Below are 22495 nucleotides of genomic sequence, written 5' to 3' on the forward strand. Positions count from 1 at the left end.
ATCCCGCGCATCACCTCTTCAACCGCACCGGCCGTCATCGGCCCCGTCACCACCTGATCCAGCCACTGCTGCGCGCCCTCCGGCAACGCTGCAACCGGTGGCAATGGCGTCTTCTCTTTCTTCTTGGGCATACCTTCATCCTTTCTGGATGCTGTTATGCCTCAAACACAAAAATTCCGACAGGCTCGTCGAGAGGCGGGCTGGCCGCTCGAACAGCTTGAGGCAGTGGCTAAGAGGCTTCGATTCAACCTTGAAGGTGCCGCTCCCCATCTGCCAAGCCGCTGTCGTGGAAGAACAGATCATGATCTCGGCCGTTGCTGAGATTGATATCCCCTCGACGCTGGCAGCCCTTGACAGGCTAGAAGAGTGCCTGCGCATTTGGCGGACGGCGCGTGGTTTTTTTATAGGACAGCAATGGAGATGAACTTCGAACCCGACACTTTGGCATTCGCGAAAGAGCTGTATTGGGCCTCATCGGCCGAGCGCATCAGCCTAATTCGTGCAAGGGTGCCAGCTTCCCATATCCTAGAGCTCGCGGAGGCGATGAGCCTCTCGCGGAAGCGCCTTCTGAGCGTGTGATTGGGCTCGTACGTCTCATCGGTCAGGTTGCGGTGATGGTGAACGACTCGAGGGATCCGAAGGATTTCGATGCGGCACGATGGGTCGGCGAGTGGCTGGAGCCGCCGGCTCCAGCATTGGGAGGGGGCAGGCCGGCGGAGTATATGGATACGCTGACGGGGTAGGCGCTTGTTTCCAATCTGCTCGTACAGTCGCAAGCTGGAGTGTTCGCCTGATGTGCGGATGAAGACGGGCATGCCAAGTACGCAGGTCTCGATTGCCGAGACGTTATGGCCAATCAGGCCATGCTCGGTCCAGAGGGGATGGGGGCGGTCGGCTGGGCTTTAGCATTTCGAGCCATATCTACCCGCAGAATGTGACAAAGCCCTCGAAAACGAGGGCTTTGTCACATTCTGAAGCGGGCGTCGATGACGCCCGCTTGCGTTACGAATATATTGCCAGCGTTTCTGAAAAAATTACGAATATATTGTCCAGAAACACCGCTTCGCGATCAGGCGAAGTTGGCGGCAGCGAAGTCCCAGTTAGCCAGGCTGTTCAGGAAGGTTTCCACGAACTTGGGACGGGCGTTGCGGTAGTCGATGTAGTAGGCGTGTTCCCACACGTCGATGGTCAGCAGGGGCTTGCCTTCGCCGCTCTTCAGCGGGTTGCCGGCAGCACCGGTGTTGACGATGTCGACGGAGCCGTCGGCCTTCTTGACCAGCCAGGTCCAGCCGGAACCGAAGTTGCCGACGGCGGAAGCCTGGAAGGCCTTCTTGAACTCGTCGAAGGAGCCCCACTTGGCGTTGATGGCGTCAGCCAGCGCACCGCTGGGAGCGCCGCCGCCGTTCGGCTTCAGGGAGCTCCAGAAGAAGGTGTGGTTCCAGACCTGGGCGGCGTTGTTGTAGATGCCGCCGGCCGGAGCCTTCAGGAAGGTCTCTTCCACGGACAGGTTTTCGTACTCGGTGCCCGGGATGAGGTTGTTCAGGTTGGTCACATAGGCCTGGTGGTGCTTGCCGTAGTGGTATTCGAAGGTTTCTTCGGAAATGTGGGGAGCCAGGGCGTTCTTGGCGAAGGGCAGTTCGGGCAGGGTATGAGCCATTTGTTTCTCCGGGGTATAAGAAATTGTCCGACCATTCTAGTCGGGATTGGATTCTCTGCACAATCGGCCTCGGCGTACCAAATCCGGTCGCCGGTTCCACCCGCTATTTTGCACCGCAACTAGCCGGAATGCTTGTCTACCTTTGCATCTACGACACCGTCGTGGAATTCGATGCGGATGAGATTCCCTGGAACGAGCCCGCTGGCTGAGCGGATGATCTGCCCCGAGGCATCCCGTGTGATGCTGTAACCACGGGACAGCACACCGCGGGGATCGAGGTGGGTCAGGTGCTGGCCCAGGGTAGTGAGTTGTGTCCGGCGGTCGGTGAGCAGTGTGCGCATGGCGCGTTGCAGTCCCTGTTCCAGCGTACTCAGTTTCTGCCGGCAGCTGGCCAGATCGGGGCGGTGGGCGGCCAGGCGAAGCTCCAGCGTGGTGACCTTTGTCCGGTGTGCGGAAAGCTGCTGGGTGATGCGGGCCTGCTGGCGTTGCCGCAGATTTTCTAGTTGCAGACGCCCGGCGTGCAGTCGCTGGCGGGGGTGGATCAGGCGGGCCGCGGCCCGGTCGATGCGCTGGGCTGCGTTTTCGATGCGCCGTTCCATGGCCCGCTTGAGGCGGTGCGCCAGTTGTTCCAGTCCTTCCCGTGCTTCCACGTAGCCGGCGCTGACCAGTTCGGCCGCCGCGGTCGGTGTCGCAGCACGCAGGTCGGCGGCGAAGTCGGCGATGCTCACGTCGGTCTCGTGGCCGACGCCGACCACCACCGGCAAGGGGCAGGTGCGAATGGCCCGGGCGACGCCCTCGTCATTGAAGGCGGCGAGGTCTTCCAGGCTGCCGCCGCCGCGCACCAGCAGCAGCACGTCGTTGCCGTCCTGCCGGGCGCGGAGGCCGGCCTGGCGGATGGCTGCGGCGATCTGGGCGGGTGCGTCGGCGCCTTGGACCAGACTGGGGTAGAGACTGACCGGGACGTGTGGCGCGCGACGTGCCAGTGCGGCCGTCACATCGAGCCAGGCGGCGGCCTGGGGCGATGTGACGACCGCGATGCCCTGCGGAAAGCGCGGCAATGGCCGCTTGCGTGCCGGGTCGAACAAGCCTTCCGACTCCAGGCGCGCTTTCAGGCGCAGGAAGGCCTCGTAAAGATTCCCCACACCGGCCTGGCGAATGGATTCGATATTCAGCTGGTAATCCCCGCGGGCTTCGAACAGCGTCACCAGCGCGCGCACTTCGACGCGCATGCCGTGTTCCAGGCGGAAGCCGAGCAACTGGGCACGGTTGCGCCACATGGTGCAACGCACCTGAGCCTGATCGTCCTTGAGCGTGAAGTACACATGCCCGGAGGCGGCGCGGGTGAGGGTCGAAACCTCTCCGGCGACCCACAGCAGGGGGAAGCTGCCTTCCAGCGCTTCGCGGGCCGCGCGGTTGAGCCAGGATACGGAAACGACTTCGCCGGAGTTGACTTTGGTGCTGGTTTGCGGGGTGTTCATGGGGGCGAATTCTACCGGAATCCACATCCCGCCCGTGGCGGGCCAAAAAAATCCAGTTCAGACCCTTGACTTGCCGAAAAACTTGTAAGTGATTGATTTATAACATATGTGTATGTCGCCTCATTTTTGACCCGACCACTAAAAGTCCTTACAAACTACGGGTTTAGCGCCCACCCTTGGCATCAATCCACAAAGTTATCCACAGAATTTGTGGATTGTCTGACACGCTCCATGTGTTGCTCTGCAACCTAGGGCAGGTTAGAGTCATGGGCTTCGTCCGATTCCCAGGAGCGTTCGCGTGTTCGCCATTCTTCAAGCTGCCGGCTGGCCCATCTGGCCCTTGTTGTTTGCTTCGATCGTGGCTGTCGCCTTGATCATCGAGCGGCTCATCACGCTGCGCCGCAGCAAGATCCTGCCCGATGGCCTGGTGGACAAGGTGGTTGCCGAAATGCGCCAGAGTGGCGTGACTTCCGAGATGCTCAACCGCGTTGCGCTCAGCTCCCCGCTGGGGCGTGTGCTGGCCGCCGGGCTGCGCAATGTGCGCAGCCCGCGTGATGTGATGAAGGAATCCATCGAGGAAACCGGTCGCGCGGTAACCCACGACCTGGAGCGTTTCCTGACCACCCTCGGCACCATCGCATCAATCAGTCCGCTGATGGGCCTGTTCGGCACGGTCGTCGGCATGATCGAGATTTTCGGTTCCCAGGCACCTGGCGGCTCCAACCCCCAGCAACTGGCCCACGGTATCTCCATCGCCCTCTACAACACCGGTTTCGGCCTGGTCATCGCGATCCCGAGCATGATCTTCTGGCGCCATTTCCGCGCCACCGTCGATGGCCTGGTGATCGAGATGGAGCAGCAGGCGATCCGTCTCGTCGAACTGATCCACGGCGAACGCCGCTGAGGCACCGGCCATGAACTTCAGTCGCGGCCGCTCCCGCGAGGAGCCGGAAATCAACCTGATTCCGATGATCGACGTGCTGTTGGTGATCATCATCTTCCTGATGCTCACCACGACCTATTCGCGCTTCGCCGGGCTGGAAATCAACCTGCCCACCGCAGACGCGCAAGTCAGCGACGACAAGCCGGTCGAGATCAACGTGGCCGTCACCGCCGGTGGCGAGGTGGTCATCAACAAGCGGCCGGTCAGCGGCACCGATGTGGCTGCCATTGCTGCGGCGCTGCGTGCCGTGGCGCCCGCCAACGCGAAGGATCCGGTGGTCATCATCAATGCGGACGCCAAGGCGGTCCATCAGCGCGTCATCGATGTGATGCAGGCGGCGCAGCAGGCCGGGCTGATTCACATTTCTTTCGCCACTCAGGCTGCCCAGCGCTGAGTCTGCAGTCATCCATGCCTCGTAGCGCCCCCGGATTCTGGCAGAGCCGAGGGGCGCTCGCATGGAGCCTCTTTCCTCTTTCCCTGTTGTTCGTATTGCTGGCCGGCCTGCGTCGCCGGCTCTTTGCGTGGGGCATCCTGAAGTCCGTCCGCTTGCCGGTGCGGGTCGTCGTCGTCGGTAACGTCGCTGTGGGCGGAAGTGGCAAGACGCCCGTCGTGCTGTGGTTGGTTGAGCTTTTGCGCAACCGGGGCTTCAAGCCGGGCATCGTCAGTCGTGGTTACGGCGGGTCGGTCGAAGGCGTCGCTGCGGTACCCGCCGATGGCGATCCAGCCCGTTTCGGCGACGAGCCGGTGATGATGGCGGCACGCTCCGGCTGCCCGGTCTTTGTCGGGCGCGACCGTCCGGCGGCGGGGCAGGCTTTGCTGAACGCCCATCCGGACGTGGATGTGCTGATTGCCGACGATGGTCTCCAGCATTACCGGCTGGCGCGGGATCTTGAAGCAGTGGTCGTGGATGAGGCGACCCTCGGCAACTGCCTGCGTCTGCCGGCGGGGCCGCTGCGGGAAGGTCTGGGCCGCGTTCGCGAAGCGGGGCTGGTGCTGGCCCACGGTGCCTTGTCGGAAGGCTTGTCCGCAAAGATCCGCCCGGTACCTGTGTTCCAGTTCGGGCTGGCCGGTTCGCTGTTCGAGCGGCTCGGGCGACGTGAAGAGCGTTGCGACGCAGCCGCCTTCCGTGGCCGCCGGATCCATGCAATGGCCGGCATCGGACGGCCGGAACGCTTCTTCGCCCAGCTCGAAGGGTTGGGGTTGAGCATCCAGCGGCGCCCCTTTCCGGATCATCATGTGTTTACAGCAGCCGATCTGGGCATTGCCGATGGCGATGTGCTTCTGATGACCGAGAAGGATGCGGTAAAATGCGCGCCTTTCGCCCCAGCTGACAGCTGGGTGTGGCCGGTCCGCGCGCAGGTTGCGCCGGGGGCGGCGGAACTGATAGTGGAGAAGCTCGATGGACCCCCGACTGCTTGAAATCCTGGTGTGCCCGATTACCAAGGGCCCGCTCGACTTCCACAAGGACAAGCAGGAGCTGTGGAGCGTCAGCGCCCGCCTGGCTTACCCGATTCGCGACGGCATCCCGGTGATGCTGGAGGAAGAAGCCCGGTCGCTGACCGACGAAGAAATCGCCCAGTCCCGCTGACATGGGTTTCCGTATCGTCATTCCCGCCCGCTACGCGAGTAGCCGGTTGCCGGGCAAGCCGCTGCTCGACATCGCCGGCAAGCCGATGGTTCTGCGTGTCCTCGATCGTGCGCTGGAGGCCGGCGCCGACGAGGTATGGGTGGCTACCGATCATGAAGGCATCGCCGCAGTGGTCGAACAGGCCGGTGGCAAGGTCGTGGTCACCGATGCCGGGCATCCGTCGGGCACCGACCGCCTGGCCGAAGTGGCAACGCAACTGGGCTGGGGCGACGACGACATCGTCGTCAACGTGCAGGGTGACGAGCCGCTGATTCCGGCGGGGCTGATCGGTCGTGCGGCCGAGTGCCTGGCTGGCGACGCAGAGGCCGCCATCGCCACCGCCTGTCATCCCCTGGGTTCGGCGGAAGAGTTCTTCAATCCGAACGTGGTGAAGGTGGTGCTCGATGCCCGGAGCCGGGCGCTCTATTTTTCGCGGGCGCCGATCCCCTGGGCGCGGGACGCTTTTGCGGCCGAGCGCGGCGTGCTGCCCGTCGGCCTGCCGGCCTATCGCCACATCGGCCTGTATGCCTATCGGGCCGGCTTCCTCAAGCGTTATTCCACGCTGACGCCATCTCCGCTGGAGCAGTGGGAAGCACTCGAACAGCTGAGGGCGATGGCCCATGGTTTCCCCATCCGGGTCATGGTGCTGGACCAGGCCCCGCCCGCCGGAGTGGATACCGCCGAAGATCTTGAACGTGTCCGCCGGGCGTTTGACCTTGCGGAAGTTTCGCGATAGTTTCGCAATCCCATGTCGTATCGACAATAACCAGAGGAGGGAAAGACATGCGTTTGATTCTGTTGGGACCGCCGGGCGCCGGCAAGGGCACCCAAGCCAATTACATCAAGGAAAAGTTCGGTATTCCGCAGATTTCCACCGGCGACATGCTGCGTGCGGCCGTCAAGGCCGGCACCCCGTTGGGCATCGAGGCCAAGAAGGTCATGGATGCCGGCGGCCTCGTGTCCGACGACATCATCATCGGTCTGGTGAAGGACCGCCTGAAGGAAGCCGACTGCCAGTCCGGCTACATGTTCGACGGCTTCCCCCGCACCATTCCGCAGGCCGAAGCCATGAAGGCTGCCGGCGTGCCCATCGATTTCGTGCTCGAGATCGACGTGCCCGATGAAGAGATCATCGGCCGCATGTCCGGTCGCCGCGTGCACGTGGCTTCCGGCCGCACCTACCACGTCAAGTTCAACCCGCCCAAGGTGGAAGGCAAGGACGACGAGACCGGCGAGCCGCTGATCCAGCGCGACGACGACAAGGAAGAGACCGTCAAGAGGCGTCTCGACGTGTACCACGCCCAGACCAAGCCGCTGGTCGCCTATTATTCCGATTGGGCGGCCAAGGGTGATGCGACTGCGCCCCAGTACCGCAAGATCGGCGGCCTGGGCAAGGTCGAGGAAATCCGCGAGCGTGCTTTCGAAGCGCTGAAGTAAGCGCCCAGTCCGCACTCGCAAAGGGCCGGCTTCAAGCCGGCCTTTGTTTTTTCAGTGGCGCAATCTGCGGCAAGAGGATCCGAATGGCGAAGAATCTACTTTATGCACAGTCGGGCGGCGTGACTGCGGTCATCAATGCGTCGGCGGCCGGCGTCATTGCCACCGCGCGCCAGGCTGGCGATGCGGTCGGGTGTGTATTGGCTGCGCGCAACGGCATCCTGGGCGTGCTGCGGGAAACCTTGCTGGACACCGCTGCCCTGTCGGACGCCGACCTGGCCCGCCTGCGTGCGACGCCGGGCGGCGCCTTCGGGTCATGTCGTTTCGACCTGGATGCGCTGGAGCGTAACCCGGCCCAGTATGATCGCCTGTTTGACGTGCTGGCGGCCCATGATGTCACCTGCTTTCTTTACAACGGTGGCAACGGCTCGATGGAAACCTGCCGCCAGATCCAGGTCGCGGCAGACCAGCGCGCTTATCCCCTGACCGTGGTCGGGGTGCCGAAGACTGTCGATAACGACATCGTCTTGACCGACTGTTGTCCAGGGTACGGCTCGGCGGCCAAGTACTTGGCCACGTCGATCCGCGAGGTCGGCCTTGATCTGGCGGCGATGACGACCGGTGGCGGGCGGGCCTTCGTGCTGGAGGTCATGGGGCGTAACGCCGGCTGGCTGGCGGCGGCCTGCGCGCTGGCCGCGGAAGAAGAGGACGCTGCACCGCATCTGATCCTGCTGCCCGAGGTGCCGTTCGATGAAGCAGCCTTCCTCGCCCGTGTGAAGGAGGTCGTCGAGCGCATCGGCGCCTGCGCGATCGTTGTGGCAGAAGGCATTCGTGGCCCTGACGGGAAGATCCTGGCAATGCTCGACCGCAATCAGAAGGGTTACATCCAGCTGGGGGGGGCGGGTGAGGTGGTGGCCGAGCGCATCCATGCTTGCCTCGGCTACAAGGTGCACTATGCGTTGGCCGATTATCTGCAGCGTTCGGCCCGGCATCTGGCATCGCGCACGGATACTGCTCAGGCTTTCGCCGTCGGCAAGGCGGCGGTACGGCGGGCGCTGGCCGGGGAGCAGGGCGTCGTCGGCATCGACCGGGTTTCGGACCAGCCCTATCGCTGGCGGACCAATCTGAATCCCTTTGAGCGGGTGGCCAACCTGGAGCGCGCGTTGCCGCCCGGGTTCATCGCCGCAGACGGCTTCGGAGTTACCGAAGCCTTCCGAACCTGGTGCCGCCCGCTGATTGCCGGTGAAGACTGGCCACCCTTCAGGGACGGACTGCCCCATTACCTGCACCTGAAGCTGCCCTTGCTGCCGGCGCGCCTGCCTTCTTACGAGGTTTGATCCGGCGCTGTGGCCGTCTTCCTGGCGGACGGCCGCGCGCGTCGGATCAGGCCGGGACGGCCGGGTTGAGGCTGTAAGTGCCGGTCAGGCTGGCCTGGGCGAGGATGTGTCCGGTCATCGCATCACGTACCTGTTGGCCTGTGAAGATGCCTTCGATGGGCAGGCGGGGAATGTCCAGCGCGTACACCGTGAAGACGTAGCGGTGCCGGATGGCATCGTTCCACGGCGGACAGGGGCCGTCATAGCCGAAGTAGTTGCCCTTCATCTGCTCGTCGCCGGCGAACCAGCCGGTGTAGTCGTTCACGCCGTGGCGGCTGCCGTCGGGCAGGTCCGGGCCAGGCTTGCCGTTGGGCGTCACTGCGCTGGAGTGGGCGCCCTCCGCAATGCTGGTGACGGAGGCTGGCAGGTCGATCAGCGTCCAGTGGAAGAAGTCCACGCGGGGCAGGTCGGCCGGCACCGAGCGCCCTTCCTGATTGACGTCGTCGCCGCGGCTCGGGACATCCGGGTCGTGGCAGATCAGCACGAAGGAGCGGGTGCCGGCAGGTGCGTCGCTCCAGTCCAGCTGCGGATTGCGGTTGCTGCTGAGGCTCACATGGCCTTCTGCGGCGGGCACGCAGAAGGCGAACTGGCCGGGAATCACGCTGCCGTCGGCAAAGCTGTCGCTGTGTATCTTCATCTTGCTTCGTCTCCCTGGGTGGTTTGGACGATTGTAGCCAAGATCACCGTCAGGTCGTACCGCGCCGACGGAAGTCGGTCAGCCGGAAGCCGAGGGCGAACAGGACGGCGAAATACACGGCGATACCGCCGCAGATCAGTGCCGACAGGCGGACGACTCGCTCCAGGCTGCTGGCGTGCAGCCACAGATTGTCCGGGCCGGCGGTGAAATAGAGGCCACTGGCAAGGGCCAGCAGCGCAACGGCCAGCTTGGCACCGAAGGCGCTCCAGCCCGGCTGGGGGTTATAGACGCCGCGGGCGCGCAGGCCACGGTACAGCAGGGTGGCGTTGAAGCAGGAGGCGAGGCCGATGGACAGGGCCAAGCCGGCATGCTGGAAGGGGCCGATGAAGATGAGGTTCATCAGCTGGGTGATGATCAGCGACATGATGCCGATGCGCACCGGCGTGCGGACGTCCTGACGGGAATAGAAGGCCGGGGCGAGCACCTTGACGAGGATCAGCCCGGTCAGCCCGAGGCTGTAGGCGACCAGCGCGGTCCGCGTTTGCAGCACGTCGTTGGCACTGAAGGCGCCGTGGTGGAACAGGGTGCTGATCAGCGGTACGGCCAGCAAGGCAAGGCCAACGGACGCCGGCAGCGTCAGCAGCAGGGTCAGGCGCAGCCCCCAGTCCAGCAGTGCGGAGAACTCGGCCGGCTTCTCGTCGGCATGCATCTTGGACAGGCTGGGCAGCAGGATGGTGCCGAGTGCCACGCCGAGCATTCCGGACGGAAATTCCATCAGGCGGTCTGCGTAGTACAGCCAGGACACGCTGCCGCTCGGCAGGAAGGAGGCGAAGACCGTGTTGATCAGCAGGGAGATCTGGCTGACCGACACGCCGAGGATGGCTGGCGCCATCAGCTTCAGGATGCGCCGCACGCCGGGGTCGGAGAAGTCCAGCGAGAAGCGCGGCAGCATGCCGATTTTGGCCAGCGGACGTAATTGCAGCACGACCTGGGCGAGCCCGCCGATGAAGACGGCCCAGCCGAGCACCAGGATGGGGGGGTGGAAATAGGGGGCGGCAAAAAGCGCCATGAAGATGAAAGACAGATTCAACAGCACCGGCGTGAAGGCCGGAATCGCGAAGCGGCTCCAGGTGTTCAGCACGCCGCCGGCGAGGGCCACCAGCGACATGAAGAAAATGTACGGGAAGGTGATGCGGGTGAGCTGGACGGTCAGCTCGAACTTTTCTGCGTTGTCGGAAAAGCCGGGGGCGGTGGCGTAGATGATGACCGGTGAGGCCAGTGCTCCAAGGATCGAGACGATCAGGACGACGAGGCCCAGGGCGCTTGCCACGTGATTGATCAGGCGGTGGGTTTCATCGGGGCCGCGCTTGTTTTTATATTCCGCCAGGATGGGGACGAAGGCCTGGGAGAAGGCGCCCTCCGCGAACATGCGGCGTAACAGGTTGGGGAGCCGAAAGGCGACGACGAAGGCATCCATTTCGATGCCGGCGCCAAAGGCGCGGGCCTGGACGAAATCGCGCACGAAACCCAGTATCCGCGACAGCAGGGTCATTCCGCTGACCGTGGCGAGGGCGCGGAGAAGGTTCATCGAAGCCATTGAGGGGGTGGGGCGGGCCAAAGAGGGGCGATGTTAGCGGCTTATTGCGCTGTGCAGCAATGCGATTTTTGCAGTAAAAACAGGGGCGCCCGGGGTGTGACGCCCGCCCTGAAGGGCGATAGGGTAAAATGGCAAAAATTTCTATGAGTTCGACCGGATGAAAACAACGTTCCTAGATTTTGAGCAGCCTATTGCAGAGCTTGAGGCGAAGATCGAAGAACTACGCTTTGTGCAGGACGATTCGGCGGTGGACATCTCCGAGGAGATCGCCCGCCTGGAGCAGAAGAACCACGGCCTGACCAAGGATATCTACGCCAAGCTGACGCCTTGGCAGAGCGCGCTGGTGGCGCGCCATCCCCAGCGCCCTTATACGTTTGACTACGTGCAGCACATCTTCACCGACTTCGAAGAGCTGCACGGCGATCGCAATTTTGCCGACGACAAGGCGATCGTCGGCGGCCTGGCGCGCTTCAATGGCCAGTCCTGCATGGTGATCGGCCATCAGAAGGGTCGCGATACCAAGGAAAAGCTGTTCCGCAATTTCGGCATGCCGCGTCCCGAAGGCTATCGCAAGGCGATGCGCCTGATGAAGCTGGCCGAGAAGTTCGGGCTGCCGGTGTTCACCTTCGTAGACACGCCGGGTGCCTATCCCGGCATTGATGCGGAGGAGCGCGGCCAGTCGGAGGCTATCGGCCACAATCTGCTGGTGATGGCGGAGCTGAAGGTGCCGCTGATCTGCACGATCATCGGCGAAGGCGGCTCAGGCGGTGCATTGGCCATTGCGGTCGGCGACCAGTTGCTGATGCTGCAGTATTCCACCTATTCGGTGATTTCCCCTGAAGGCTGCGCTTCCATCCTCTGGAAGAGCGCCGATCGTGCCCCCGATGCGGCTGAGACCATGGGGATCACCGCGTCGCGGCTCAAGTCTCTCGGGCTCGTCGACAAAGTGGTGAACGAGCCGGTGGGCGGTGCCCATCGCGATCATCGGGCGATGGCACAGAACCTCAAGCGGGCGCTGCAGGATGCTTTGCGCCAGGTGTCCGAGCTGTCGCCGTCGGAACTGCTCGAGCGTCGTTTCGAGCGACTGATGAGCTACGGCAAGTTCAAGGAAATTGCCGTCGACTGAGCTCGCAGCCCGAGTTGCCGCAAGCTGGCGGCAACTCTCCCGCGCATCTGGCCCGGTCCGGGTCGGGTTGAGCGGCGGCCTCGATTCTTCCGTATTGACGCACGTACTGGCCGGTCTGCGGCGGGAGCTCGGGATCGGCTTGAGCGCAGTGCACGTTCATCATGGGCTGGTTGCGGGTTCCGAGGCATGGAGTGACACCTGCTCCGATCTGTGCGCGGCTCTCGATGTGCCATTGGCTGTTTGTAGGGTTCAGGTGGACCGGGCCCATTCGGGCGGCCTTGAGGCGGCCGCGCGGGAGGTCCGCCGGACGGCGCTGCTGAGCGGCCTGGACGGCGGCGTGCTGGCTCTGGCCCATCATCGGGACGATCAGGCCGAAACCATTCTCTTCCGTGCATTGCGCGGCACCGGGGTCAAGGGGCTGGCCGGCATGCACGATGCCATGGATGTCGGAGTGGGTAGTTGCATCTGGCGTCCTCTGCTGGATGTTCCGCGCGCCGTGCTGCACGCATATGCGGTTCGCTATGGCCTGCGCTGGGTGGACGACCCGAGCAACACGGATACGACGTTTTCCCGCAATTTCCTGCGTAACGACATCCTGCCGCAGCTGGAGGGGCGTTTTACCGGTGCGTCGGCCAACCTCGCCCGTTTGGGGCGGCTGGCCGGCGAGGCGGAACTGCTGCTGGAGGAACTGGCCGACAGCGACCTGGATAGGCTGCGCATGGCGGGAACCACGCAAATGAGACGTCCGCTGGCGCTTGAATTGTCGTCCGCCCGGCTGCGCAATGTGTTGCGACGCCTGTTGGCGCAGGCCGGCGTGACAATGCCGGAAGAAGGGTTGCTGCGGGAGGTCGAGCGGCAGTTCCGGGAGAATGGCGCGGCGTCCGGTTCGAGAATCCGCTTGGGCGAAGTTGTGCTGTGTGTCTACCGGGAGCGCTGGTGGCTCGAGGCGGCCGCTGCGCCGGTGGCGGTGTCCGGATCCCGTCTTTGGAATGGCGAACCCTCCCTGCCCTGGGCGGGAGGTGTGCTCAGTTTCGCTACGGAGTACGGGCAGGGGCTGGCGGCGGGCCTATTGATGACGGGCGTGCCGTGCCGGGTGCAGAGCAGGGTGGCGGGCGTACGCATGCGCCTGCATGCCGGGAGTCCATCCCGTAGCCTCAAGAACCTGTGGCAGGAAGCGGGAATTCCGCCTTGGTTGAGGGACGCGGTGCCGATGTTGTGGGTCGGTGAGCGCCTGGCGTGGATCGCCGGGGTTGGCGTGGCTGCCGAATTTCAGTGTCCGCCCGGTGAGGCGGGCATCCAGCCGCGCTGGTCAGTGTTCGCCTGAATTTCCCGTGCCTCCGGCGCCCTTGTCCCGACCGGGGGCGAGCAACTGGGCCAGCTCGACAGCAGAGCGCACGCCCATTTTCTCGAAGACCCGTGCTCGGTGGACCTCGACGGTGCGCATCGAGATGTTCAGTTCGTCGGCAATGACCTTGTTGAACTTGCCCGCCAGTACCAGGTTCATGACTTCCTGCTCCCGGGGGGTCAGCAAGGCAAGATGGTGGGTGACGGAGGCCTGGGTCGCCTGGCTGGCCTGGCGTTTGGCGTCGCTGGCCAGCGCGCGGATGACCACGTCCACCAGCGCATTGTCGTCGAAGGGTTTCTCGAGGAAATCGAAGGCGCCTTTCTTTAGCGCACCAACGGCCATCGGCACGTCGCCATGGCCGGTCAGGAAGATGACGGGCAATGTGTTGCCGCGTTCCTGCAGCACGTCGAAGCATTCCAGGCCGCTCATTTCCCGCATGCGGATGTCCAGCACGATGCAGCCATGCCAATCCGGTTGCCAGGCGGCCAGGAATTCCTCGGCAGAACTCCATTCCGCACTCGCCACCTCCCGGGTCCGGAAGAGCCAGGTGAGGGCGTCGCGGATGGCTTCGTCGTCGTCGACAATATGGGCGAGGGGCGTGCTCATGGCGGGATCGGCAGGGAGAAGTGGAAAATCGTACCACCGCCCGGGTTGTTCTCGAAACTCAGGCGGCCCCGGTGCAGTTCGGCGATCGAGCGGCAGATGTTGAGTCCGATGCCCATGCCCTCGGCCTTGGTGGTGAAGAAGGGGGCGAACAGCTTCTCGGCGACTTCGGGCGGGATGCCCTTGCCCTGATCCGCCACACTGCACAGCAGCATGCCGCTTTGCTGCTGAGTCTGGATCAGCAGGCGGCGCGTTTCGCGCGGGTTGTCCGCCATGGCGTCCATGCCGTTGCGGATCAGGTTTACGGCGACCTGTTCGATCATCACCGGATCTGCGTGAACGCAGGGCAGGTTCTCTTCCAGTTCCAGTTCGATGAGGACGCCACGTCGTTCGGCGTCGGGCTCCACCAGCCCAACGGCTTCCTTCAGGATGATATTCACGTCTACTGCTTCGAATTTCGGTTCGCTGCGCCGGACGAAGGTGTGCACCCGCCGGATGATCTGGCCGGCCCGCTGGGCCTGCTTGCCGATCTTTTCGAGGATCGTCGTGAGTTCTTTTTTTGGCAGTTCGCCGTTGCCGAGCATGTTCAGGCAGCCGGTGTTGTAGCTGGAGATGGCAGCCAGTGGCTGGTTGAGTTCGTGGGCCAGGGTGGACGCCATCTCGCCCATGGTGACCAGGCGTGCGGTGGCCTGAAGGCGCTCCTGCTGCTGGCGGGCAAGTTCCTGGGCGCGCTTCTGTTCGGTGACATCCACCACCGAGCCCATCCAGCCGATGTGCTTGCCATTGGAGTCGATCAGCGGTGCCTCGATGAGCAGGGCGTCGAAGCGCTCACCATTGCGGCGCATCAGGCGGATCTCCATCCCCTGGGGCGGCGCATTGCCACCCAGCACCAGTTCATGGACGGCACGGGTGCGTTCCAGGGCTTCCGGGGCCCAGTAGGGCATGGGCGGCATCAGCCCGACCAGTTCTTCGGCGCTCCATCCGACCATGCGGCAGAAAGCCGGGTTTACGTAAGTGATCTTGCCGGTCAGATCGCGGGCGCGCATGCCGGTGTTGAGGGAGTCCTCCATTGCCTTGCGGAAGGCGTGTTCGGCGCTGAGGGCCCGTTCCGCCTGCTGCCGGCGCTTCATGTGCCGACGCAGTTGCCACAGGCTCCATACGATGGCCGCGCCGAGGATGCCGAGGGACCCCATCAGCAGCAGCGGAATCCAGCGGACTTCGCTTTTGTAGGCGGTGACGTTGACCGTCAGGCCGTGACCGGGCGGCTCGAAGGGAATCTCGTAGTTGAGGCTCGACAGCGGGGAGACCTTGGATTTGGCGGCGATCTCGGTGCCCAGATTGTTGCTGACCGAAACCCGGTAGCGTTCGGAGAACCACCATGGAATCTGGCGGCCGAGCATGTTGTTCAGCGAGTAAACGCCGACCACCGAGCCCAGGTAGCGGCCGCCGTCGAAGATCGGAACATGGACCTCGAACTGGGTCTGGTTGTCGAGGACGGCGTAGGCGTCGCTGTATACCGGGCGACCGAGGGAGCGGGCCAGGCGATACGCGGACGATGAGGGAAACGTGCCTGATGCTTCACCGACCAGGTGGCTGTCGGTATAGGGCGGCTCGGAGCCCCTGACGCGCCCGTTGGGGTCGAGCCATAGGATGCGTATCAGTCCGCTTTCCGGGTCGAGCGCCTGCTTGATGCGTGCCTCTGCGGTGGCGTTCGGGCGGCCGTTGGATAGCAGGGCAGGGCCGAGCTGGGTCAATTGAGCGTCGTTGCGCTCGAACTGGAAGGACAGGTTCTGCTCCATCCACAGGACGTCGTTGATCAGCGTGGCACGCTGCTCCTCGGCGTCCTGGCGGTGGGTGAGCCACAGCAACGTCGCCATCGTGGCGATGAACAGGGCCACGGCGGCATAGGGCAGGCTCCAGTACCAGCTCGGTGGAGGAGGGGCTGAGTTCGACGGGGGCAAGGGGTTGAGAATCACGAACGGGAGGATTCCTGGTTATCGCCGACCTGGCCTTCTTGAGCCATTCGATGTTTCCACACTGCGGATGACCACAATTGAGACTGTGGGTGCCGCCTTTCACAGTTCGGCGAGTCAGTCTGCCGCAATTGCGGCTCATGTACCATGCCGCTTCGATTGCCGATGATGGAGATTCGAATGAAGCTGCGCACCCTGCTGTTCGGCCTTGCTGCCATGGGGATTTGTGCCACGGCCGCGGCCCAGGCGTCCATTGTGATCAAGTTCAGCCACGTGGTGGCGGCGGATACGCCGAAGGGCAAGGCGTCCGAGTACTTCAAGAAGCGCGCCGAAGAGCTGACCCATGGCAAGGTGAGAGTTGAGGTCTATCCGAACAGCACGCTGTACAAGGACAAGGAGGAGCTCGAAGCCCTGCAGCTGGGCGTCGTGCAGATGCTGGCGCCGTCCCTGGCCAAGTTCGGTCCGCTCGGCGTGAAGGAGTTCGAGGTTTTCGACCTGCCTTATATTTTTGACGACTACGCTGACCTGCACCGGGTGACCCAGGGGCCGGTGGGGGCGAGCATTCTGAAGCGGCTCGAGTCGAAGGGGATTGTCGGCCTCGCGTATTGGGACAACGGTTTCAAGTCCTTCTCCGCAAACACCCCGATCCGCACGCCAGCCGATCTGCGCGGCAAGAAGCTGCGGATCCAGTCATCGAAAGTGCTTGAGGAGGAAATTCGTGCGGTTGGCGGCCTGCCGCAGGTGATGGCGTTCTCGGAGGTATATCAGGGGCTCAAGACTGGGGTCGTCGACGGAACGGAAAATCCCCATTCGAATACCTACACCCAGAAGATGCACGAGGTGCAAAAGTACCTGGCGGTGACCAACCATGGTTATCTTGGCTATGCAGTCATTGCCAACAAGCGTTTCTGGGATGGCCTGCCCGCCGACGTGCGGAGCCAGCTGGAACAGGCGATGAGGGAGTCCACCACCTACGCCAACCGTATTGCCAAGGAAGAGAACGACCGCGCGCTGGAGGCGATCCGCAAGAGTGGCAAGGTTCAGATCTACGTTCCGAACAAGGACGAGCGCATGGCTTTCAAGAAGGCCATGCTTCCGGTGCACCAGAAGATGGAGGCCCGTATCGGCAGCGATCTGATCCGCTCGATCTACCGGGAAACCGGCTTCGATCCTTCGCGGCTCTAGTTTGTCCGCTCGGCCCTCCTGCAGGGGTGGTTCGCCGCGGGGGGCTGCTTTGTGATAAAAGGCGTGTTTTCCCGGCGGCCACTGTCCGGCTGCAGGCGAGTCTTGTGTGAGGCCTTCGTTGTCGTCCCCTTCCCCCGTTTTGCCCGAGCATGGCTGTTATCACTGCGGGTTGCCGATTCCCGCAGATGTGGACCTCCCCGTTGACGTCGAGGGGGTTCGCCACCAGATGTGTTGTACCGGCTGTCAGGCGGTTGCCCAGTCCATCGTCAGCAGCGGGCTCGTCGATTACTACAAGCGTCGCGACGCCATGCCCGAGCAGGCCCGCGAGGCCATGCCTGATGAGTTGAAGGATCTGGGGCTGTTCGACCACCCGGACTTCCAGCAGGGTTTCGTCAAGCCCATCGGCGAACACGAGCGTGAGGCTGCGCTGATCCTCGAAGGCATCACCTGCGCTGCGTGCATCTGGCTGAATGAACAGCATGTGGCGCACCAGCCCGGGGTGACCGCGGTCGACATCAACTATGCGACGCGGCGCGCCCGCGTGCGCTGGGATGAGCGGCGCATCAAGCTGTCGGACATCCTGGCGGCCATCCAGGCCATCGGCTATCGCGCCTATCCCTATGATGCAGCGCGGTCCGAGCAGATTTCCCAGCGCGAGCGCCGATCCGCCCTGTGGCGCCTGTTCGTGGCCGGCTTCGGGATGATGCAGGTCATGATGTACGCCTTCCCGGTATACATCGCCGAGGCGGGCGACATGACCGCCGACATCGAACAGCTGATGCGCTGGGCGAGCCTGATCCTGACCGCGCCGGTCGTGCTCTATTCCGCAGCACCGTTCTTCAGTCACGCCATCCGCGACATCCGCCTGCGCCGCCTGGGCATGGACGTGCCGGTCGCGCTGGGGGTCGGGGCAGCCTTCCTGGCCAGCTGCTGGGCCACGCTGGCCGGCAAGGGGGAGGTGTATTTCGATTCGGTGACGATGTTCGTTTTCTTCCTGTTGTGCGGCCGCTATGTGGAAATGCTGGCACGCCAGAAGGCCGTGCGCGGTGTGGAGGAGATGGGCAAGGCCCTGCCGGCCTTCGCCGAACGCCTGGCCGCCTACCCGTCACAGGAAGGGGAGAAGGTCCCGGTGTCCCAGCTGCTGACGGGGGATGTGATCCGCGTCAAGCCGGGCGAGGCGGTGCCGGCGGATGGTGTCGTCGTCGAGGGGCACAGCGAAGCCAATGAGGCGCTGCTGACCGGCGAGAGCCGGCCGGTACCGAAAACGCTGGGCAATGAGGTGACCGGGGGCAGCATCAACGTCACCAGTCCGCTGTTGGTGCGTGTGACCCGTACCGGCGAGCACACCCGCCTGGCGGCGATCCGTCAGCTGATGGAGCGGGCGTCGACCGAGAAGCCGAGGGTGGTTCAGCAGGCGGACCAGGTGGCGGCCTGGTTCATCGTCGTGCTGCTGATTCTGGCCACGATCACGGCGGCGGGGTGGTGGTGGTTCGATCCGGACCGGGCCTTGTGGGTCTTCGTGTCGGTGCTGGTGGTCAGCTGTCCTTGTGCGTTGTCCCTCGCCACGCCGGTGGCGCTCACCGTGGCCACCGACGCACTGGCGCGAATGGGCGTGCTGGTGACGCGCGGCCATGCGGTCGAGGCGTTGGCGCGGGCCGACCACTTCGTCTTCGACAAGACTGGAACCCTGACCTACGGCGCGATGCGCGTCGAGCAGGTACGTCTGCTCGGGAGTCCGTCGGAAGAGGAAGCCCTGGCTCTGGCCGCCGGGCTGGAGCAGGGGTCTGAGCATGCCATTGCGACGGCCATCCGGCTTGGGGCGACGGCGGTGCCGGTCGCTTCGTTCGGAGCCATCAAGGCAACGACGGGGCAGGGGGTATCGGGCGAGCTCTCTGGTATCGCCTACCGTATCGGCCGTCCGGCCTTTGTGGCTGAACTGACGGGAGCTCCGATTCCTGCGGCCTTGCTGGAGGATGAGCGCTCGGGTCGAACGGTGGTGGCGCTGGGGTCGTCCGCCGGCTGGATTGCCGGCTTCTCGCTCAGTGACGGACTGAGGGAGGATTGCGCATCGACCTTCGATGCCTTGCGCGGGCAGGGGATTGAGCTGTCGATTTTCAGCGGAGATACACCGGCCACGGTTGTCGAGCTCGGCAAGCGTCTGGCGGTGTCCCGCGCAGTGGGGGGCATGACGCCAGAGGACAAACATGCCGAGCTATCCCGGCTGCAGCGCGACGGCGCTGTGGTGGCGATGGTCGGCGACGGTGTGAACGACGCACCGGTGCTGGCCCAGGCCCAGGTGTCGATCGCCATGGGCGGCGGCACGGATCTGGCCCGCAATCAGGCGGACATCGTACTGCTCGGTTCGCGCCTGGGCGCGCTGGCGGACGGCGTCGGACTCTCGCGGCGGGCGTTGCGCATCATCCGGCAGAACCTGTGGTGGTCCTTCGCCTACAATTTTACGGCGGTGCCGCTGGCGATGTCCGGCCTGGTGACCCCCTGGATGGCTGGCATCGGCATGTCCGCCAGTTCCTTGTTCGTCGTCCTGAATGCCCTGCGCCTGCAACGGCGGCGGGCGAACTGAAAGCCTCTCGCCTCATGGAAAGCCTTTACCTGCTCATTCCCCTGTCCGTGCTGCTCGTCTTTCTGATCGGGGTGATCTTCTGGTGGTCCGTCCGCAGTGGTCAGTTCGATGACCTCGAGGGGCCGGGCTATCGTGTCGTCAGTGATGACGACACGCCGCCGAAAGCCCCGCCCGGACCGGCCGGCAAGGGTAAGGAGGAGGGCTGATCCCGGGGGTTTATTCACCCCTCAATGTGAAGGGTTTTTGACGCAGGTCAAGACTGCCCCTTCGAAGTTCTCTCATACTTCGCACCAAGTTCAAGGCGCAAACAACAAGCAATACCGGGCGCCTTCTGGATTCAGGTCCAGACTAAAGTCTCTCTGTTGGGGTTGGGGGTGCGCGATGCGCACCCTTTTTTTTCGTCTTCAGCCGTCCTGGCACGTAGCCTCGTTCCTCTCGTCTCCAGTCTGCCTTCCGTAGGGGTGAGCCGAAAAAAGCCGAATTGACGCATCAACCTGCTAAAATTCCAAGCTTTCGGTTTTTCGACCATCCTTTGTCTCACTGGAGCTAGCAACATGGCTATTGAACGCACCCTCTCCATCATCAAGCCCGATGCCGTCGCCAAGAACGTGATCGGCCAGATCTACGCCCGTTTCGAAGCCGCCGGCCTCAAGATCGTTGCTGCCAAGCTGGCCTACCTGTCCGAGCGTGAAGCCGGCGAGTTCTACGCTGTTCACAAAGAGCGCCCCTTCTTCAAGGATCTGGTCTCCTTCATGACCTCCGGCCCCGTGATGATCCAGGCCCTGGAAGGTGAGGACGCCATCGCCAAGAACCGTGAGCTGATGGGCGCCACCGACCCGAAGAAGGCTGCTCCCGGCACCATCCGCGCCGATTTCGCCGAGTCCATCGATGCCAACGCCGTGCACGGCTCCGACGCGCCTGAAACCGCTGCCGTGGAAGTCGCTTTCTTCTTCCCCGGTTTGAACATTTACAGCCGTTAATGATCTCTACCAGCGGGGCGGACTTCTCCGCTCCGTTGGTCTGGATGGAAACACACGTGGTCAATCTTCTCGATTTCGATGCCGACGCCCTCACCGAATGGTTTGTCCAGCAGGGTGAAAAACCGTTTCGTGCCAAGCAGGTGCTCCGCTGGGTGCACCGCTTCGGCGCCACCGACTTCGAGCAGATGACCGACGTCGCCAAGTCGCTGCGGGCCAAGCTCGCAGCGACGGCCTGCATTACGCCACCGGTCCCTGTGCGCGACAGCGTTTCCACGGACGGTACGCGCAAATGGTTGCTCGACGTGGGCAACGGTAATGCGGTGGAAACGGTGTTCATTCCCGAGACCAACCGCGGCACCCTGTGCATTTCGTCGCAGGCCGGCTGCGCCCTCGACTGCGCATTCTGCTCGACCGGCAAGCAGGGGTTCAACCGTAATCTCACGGCGGCCGAGATCATCGGCCAGCTGTGGCTGGCCAATCGCATGCTGGGTGCCAACGGCGATGGCGAGCGTGTCATCAGCAACGTCGTGATGATGGGCATGGGCGAGCCGCTCGCCAATTTCGACAACGTCGTCTCGGCGCTCAAGCTGATGCTCGACGACAACGCCTACGGACTTTCCCGGCGGCGCGTCACCGTGTCCACTTCCGGTATCGTGCCGGCGATGGATCGCCTGCGCGACGCCTGCCCGACCGCACTGGCCGTATCGTTGCACGCCTCCAACGACGCGCTGCGCGACAAGCTGGTGCCGATCAATCAGAAATACCCCCTGCGCGAATTGATGGCCGCCTGCCGGCGCTATCTCGAGAAGGCGCCGCGGGATTTCATCACCTTCGAATACGTCATGCTCGATGGTGTCAATGATTCCGACGTGCATGCCCGGGAACTGGTTGCGCTGACCCGCGACGTTCCATGCAAGTTCAACCTGATTCCCTTCAATCCGTTTCCGAGCTCGGGCTTCGACCGTTCCCCGGCGCCCCGTATCAAGCGCTTTGCCGAGATCCTCATCGACGCCGGCATCGTCACGACCACCCGCAAGACCCGTGGTGACGACGTGGATGCGGCTTGTGGCCAGCTGGCCGGCCAGGTCAAGGACAAGACACGCCGGACGGCCACCCGGATCGTGCCGGTGGTGGAGGTGCGCTCCTGATGCGTGGCTGGCGTGGGCTGGGGTTGCTGGCGCTTTTGCTCAGCGGTTGCGTGGCGCCCTTGCCGTCCGGTGAGACGGGAGGCCGGCTGGAGCGCCCGGTTGCCGATCAGCCGGCGGTTACGGATGCTCGGCGCAAGGCCAAGATCCACGTGGAATTGGGGCAGGCTTATTTCCAGGTCGGTCGGTATGGCGTTGCGCTCGACGAAGCCCGTGCGGCGATCAGCTACGATGCGGGCTATGCGCCGGCCTTCCAGTTGATGGGCATGGTCCACATGTTCCTGCAGGAGAACCAGATCGCGGCGACCAACTTCGAGCATGCCATGCGGCTGGCTCCTGGTGACCCGGAGATCATGAACAGCTATGGCTGGTTCCTGTGCTCAACAGGAAAGGAAAGTTCCGGGGTGGAACTGCTAACCAAAGCCGCACGTAACCCGTATTACCAGACACCGACCCGGGCCTACGCCAATGCGGGCTTGTGCCAGCTTCGGCTGAAAAACGATGCGGCGGCCGAAGTGCAGTTTCAGCGGGCGCTCGAGGCAGACAGCGGCAATATCCAGGCCTTGTTTCATCTGGCGGACATTACTTATCGGCGCGGTGCTTACGAGGCATCGAAGCGTTATCTTGCCGTGCTGAATCAGGGGGGAGAGCCGACTGCGGAAAGTCTGTGGCTGGCGATCCGCATAGAGCGCCGCCTGGGGAACAGGACTGCCGAGGCGGGCTACGTCCAGCAATTGCGGCGCCGTTTCCCGGAGTCGCCGGAATATCAGGCTTTCTTGCAAGGGCAGTATCAGTGACAGATTCTCAA

The 22495-nt window shown here is 63.6% G+C and carries 22 protein-coding genes; 16 read left to right on the top strand and 6 right to left on the bottom strand.

The genetic code is table 11. The annotated features are described in order from the left end of the window. Nucleotides 1-614: 614 nt before the first annotated feature. Nucleotides 615-743 carry an antitoxin Xre/MbcA/ParS toxin-binding domain-containing protein gene (locus B4920_RS30955; RefSeq protein ID WP_368664723.1) on the top strand — a complete coding sequence of 43 codons (129 nt, stop codon included), beginning with the start codon at nt 615-617 and terminating at the stop codon, nt 741-743. A gap of 326 nt (nt 744-1069) precedes the next feature. Here B4920_RS30955 and B4920_RS11925 read toward each other — a convergent pair whose 3' ends face one another. After that, nucleotides 1070-1657 carry a superoxide dismutase gene (locus B4920_RS11925; protein WP_079434916.1) on the bottom strand — a complete coding sequence of 196 codons (588 nt, stop codon included), beginning with the start codon at nt 1655-1657 and terminating at the stop codon, nt 1070-1072. A 119-nt stretch (nt 1658-1776) separates the two neighbouring features. Next, entirely contained in the window at nt 1777-3135 is a 1359-nt protein-coding gene (xseA, locus tag B4920_RS11930; protein ID WP_079435074.1) for an exodeoxyribonuclease VII large subunit, read from the bottom strand. Between the two features lie 298 nt (nt 3136-3433). Between xseA and B4920_RS11935 the strand changes: the two genes are divergently transcribed. The 7 genes from B4920_RS11935 to B4920_RS11965 all read left to right on the top strand — a co-directional run bounded on the left by B4920_RS11935 (nt 3434) and on the right by B4920_RS11965 (nt 8476). Beyond that, the gene (locus tag B4920_RS11935; RefSeq protein WP_079434917.1) at nt 3434-4039 is read left to right on the top strand and encodes a MotA/TolQ/ExbB proton channel family protein; all 606 of its coding nucleotides are present in this window, start codon (nt 3434-3436) and stop codon (nt 4037-4039) included. 10 nt (nt 4040-4049) lie between these two features. Then, a complete protein-coding gene (locus B4920_RS11940; protein WP_079434918.1) occupies nt 4050-4472 on the top strand; it encodes a biopolymer transporter ExbD in 423 nt (140 codons plus the stop codon). A 14-nt stretch (nt 4473-4486) separates the two neighbouring features. Next, complete coding sequence (lpxK, locus tag B4920_RS11945; protein WP_079434919.1) at nt 4487-5497, top strand: tetraacyldisaccharide 4'-kinase; 1011 nt, start codon at nt 4487-4489, stop codon at nt 5495-5497. Continuing rightward, entirely contained in the window at nt 5478-5666 is a 189-nt protein-coding gene (locus B4920_RS11950) for a Trm112 family protein (protein WP_079434920.1), read from the top strand. The genes lpxK and B4920_RS11950 overlap by 20 nt, the downstream gene beginning before the upstream one ends. A 1-nt stretch (nt 5667) precedes the next feature. After that, nucleotides 5668-6441: a 3-deoxy-manno-octulosonate cytidylyltransferase gene (gene kdsB, locus B4920_RS11955; protein ID WP_079434921.1), complete on the top strand. Its 774-nt coding sequence runs from the start codon at nt 5668-5670 to the stop codon at nt 6439-6441. Nucleotides 6442-6488: 47 nt separating this feature from the next. Beyond that, complete coding sequence (gene adk, locus B4920_RS11960; RefSeq protein WP_079434922.1) at nt 6489-7142, top strand: adenylate kinase; 654 nt, start codon at nt 6489-6491, stop codon at nt 7140-7142. Nucleotides 7143-7225: 83 nt separating this feature from the next. Then, complete coding sequence (locus tag B4920_RS11965; RefSeq protein WP_079434923.1) at nt 7226-8476, top strand: 6-phosphofructokinase; 1251 nt, start codon at nt 7226-7228, stop codon at nt 8474-8476. A 46-nt stretch (nt 8477-8522) separates the two neighbouring features. Here the strand turns inward: B4920_RS11965 and B4920_RS11970 are convergent, their stop codons facing one another. Next, nucleotides 8523-9152 (bottom strand): YbhB/YbcL family Raf kinase inhibitor-like protein, encoded by a 630-nt coding sequence (locus B4920_RS11970; protein ID WP_079434924.1) that lies wholly within the window; start codon nt 9150-9152, stop codon nt 8523-8525. Between the two features lie 49 nt (nt 9153-9201). Continuing rightward, nucleotides 9202-10740: a murein biosynthesis integral membrane protein MurJ gene (murJ, locus tag B4920_RS11975; RefSeq protein WP_079434925.1), complete on the bottom strand. Its 1539-nt coding sequence runs from the start codon at nt 10738-10740 to the stop codon at nt 9202-9204. Between the two features lie 166 nt (nt 10741-10906). On the opposite strand from murJ, the gene B4920_RS11980 reads away from it, so the two are divergent. Together B4920_RS11980 and tilS are read left to right on the top strand one after the other, a co-directional pair. Continuing rightward, nucleotides 10907-11875, top strand: coding sequence for an acetyl-CoA carboxylase carboxyltransferase subunit alpha (locus B4920_RS11980; RefSeq protein ID WP_079434926.1), 969 nt, complete (start codon nt 10907-10909; stop codon nt 11873-11875). A gap of 67 nt (nt 11876-11942) precedes the next feature. Beyond that, complete coding sequence (tilS, locus tag B4920_RS11985; protein WP_161493293.1) at nt 11943-13199, top strand: tRNA lysidine(34) synthetase TilS; 1257 nt, start codon at nt 11943-11945, stop codon at nt 13197-13199. Here tilS and B4920_RS11990 read toward each other — a convergent pair. Next, nucleotides 13185-13826, bottom strand: coding sequence for a response regulator transcription factor (locus B4920_RS11990; protein ID WP_079434928.1), 642 nt, complete (start codon nt 13824-13826; stop codon nt 13185-13187). The two genes, tilS and B4920_RS11990, sit on opposite strands and share 15 nt — an antisense overlap. Then, on the bottom strand, nt 13823-15799 hold the full coding sequence (locus B4920_RS11995) for a PAS domain S-box protein (protein WP_368664720.1): 1977 nt from the start codon (nt 15797-15799) through the stop codon (nt 13823-13825). The genes B4920_RS11990 and B4920_RS11995 overlap by 4 nt, the downstream gene beginning before the upstream one ends. A gap of 177 nt (nt 15800-15976) precedes the next feature. On the opposite strand from B4920_RS11995, the gene B4920_RS12000 reads away from it, so the two are divergent. The 6 genes from B4920_RS12000 (at nt 15977) to pilW (ending at nt 22484) form a co-directional block, all read left to right on the top strand. After that, nucleotides 15977-16981 carry a TRAP transporter substrate-binding protein gene (locus B4920_RS12000; RefSeq protein WP_079434929.1) on the top strand — a complete coding sequence of 335 codons (1005 nt, stop codon included), beginning with the start codon at nt 15977-15979 and terminating at the stop codon, nt 16979-16981. A gap of 139 nt (nt 16982-17120) precedes the next feature. Then, nucleotides 17121-19562: a heavy metal translocating P-type ATPase gene (locus tag B4920_RS12005; protein ID WP_079434930.1), complete on the top strand. Its 2442-nt coding sequence runs from the start codon at nt 17121-17123 to the stop codon at nt 19560-19562. A gap of 14 nt (nt 19563-19576) precedes the next feature. Next, nucleotides 19577-19768 carry a cbb3-type cytochrome oxidase assembly protein CcoS gene (ccoS, locus tag B4920_RS12010; RefSeq protein WP_079434931.1) on the top strand — a complete coding sequence of 64 codons (192 nt, stop codon included), beginning with the start codon at nt 19577-19579 and terminating at the stop codon, nt 19766-19768. Between the two features lie 348 nt (nt 19769-20116). Further along, nucleotides 20117-20542, top strand: coding sequence for a nucleoside-diphosphate kinase (gene ndk, locus B4920_RS12015; protein WP_079434932.1), 426 nt, complete (start codon nt 20117-20119; stop codon nt 20540-20542). Nucleotides 20543-20586: 44 nt separating this feature from the next. After that, nucleotides 20587-21690 (top strand): 23S rRNA (adenine(2503)-C(2))-methyltransferase RlmN, encoded by a 1104-nt coding sequence (gene rlmN, locus B4920_RS12020; protein ID WP_079435076.1) that lies wholly within the window; start codon nt 20587-20589, stop codon nt 21688-21690. After that, nucleotides 21690-22484, top strand: coding sequence for a type IV pilus biogenesis/stability protein PilW (gene pilW / locus B4920_RS12025; RefSeq protein WP_079434933.1), 795 nt, complete (start codon nt 21690-21692; stop codon nt 22482-22484). Before rlmN ends, pilW begins: the two co-directional genes overlap by 1 nt. The last annotated feature ends 11 nt before the right edge of the window (nt 22485-22495 follow it).

Origin of the sequence: Zoogloea sp. LCSB751, from assembly GCF_002028455.1 — a bacterium.
Classification (GTDB): Bacteria; Pseudomonadota; Gammaproteobacteria; order Burkholderiales; family Rhodocyclaceae; genus Zoogloea.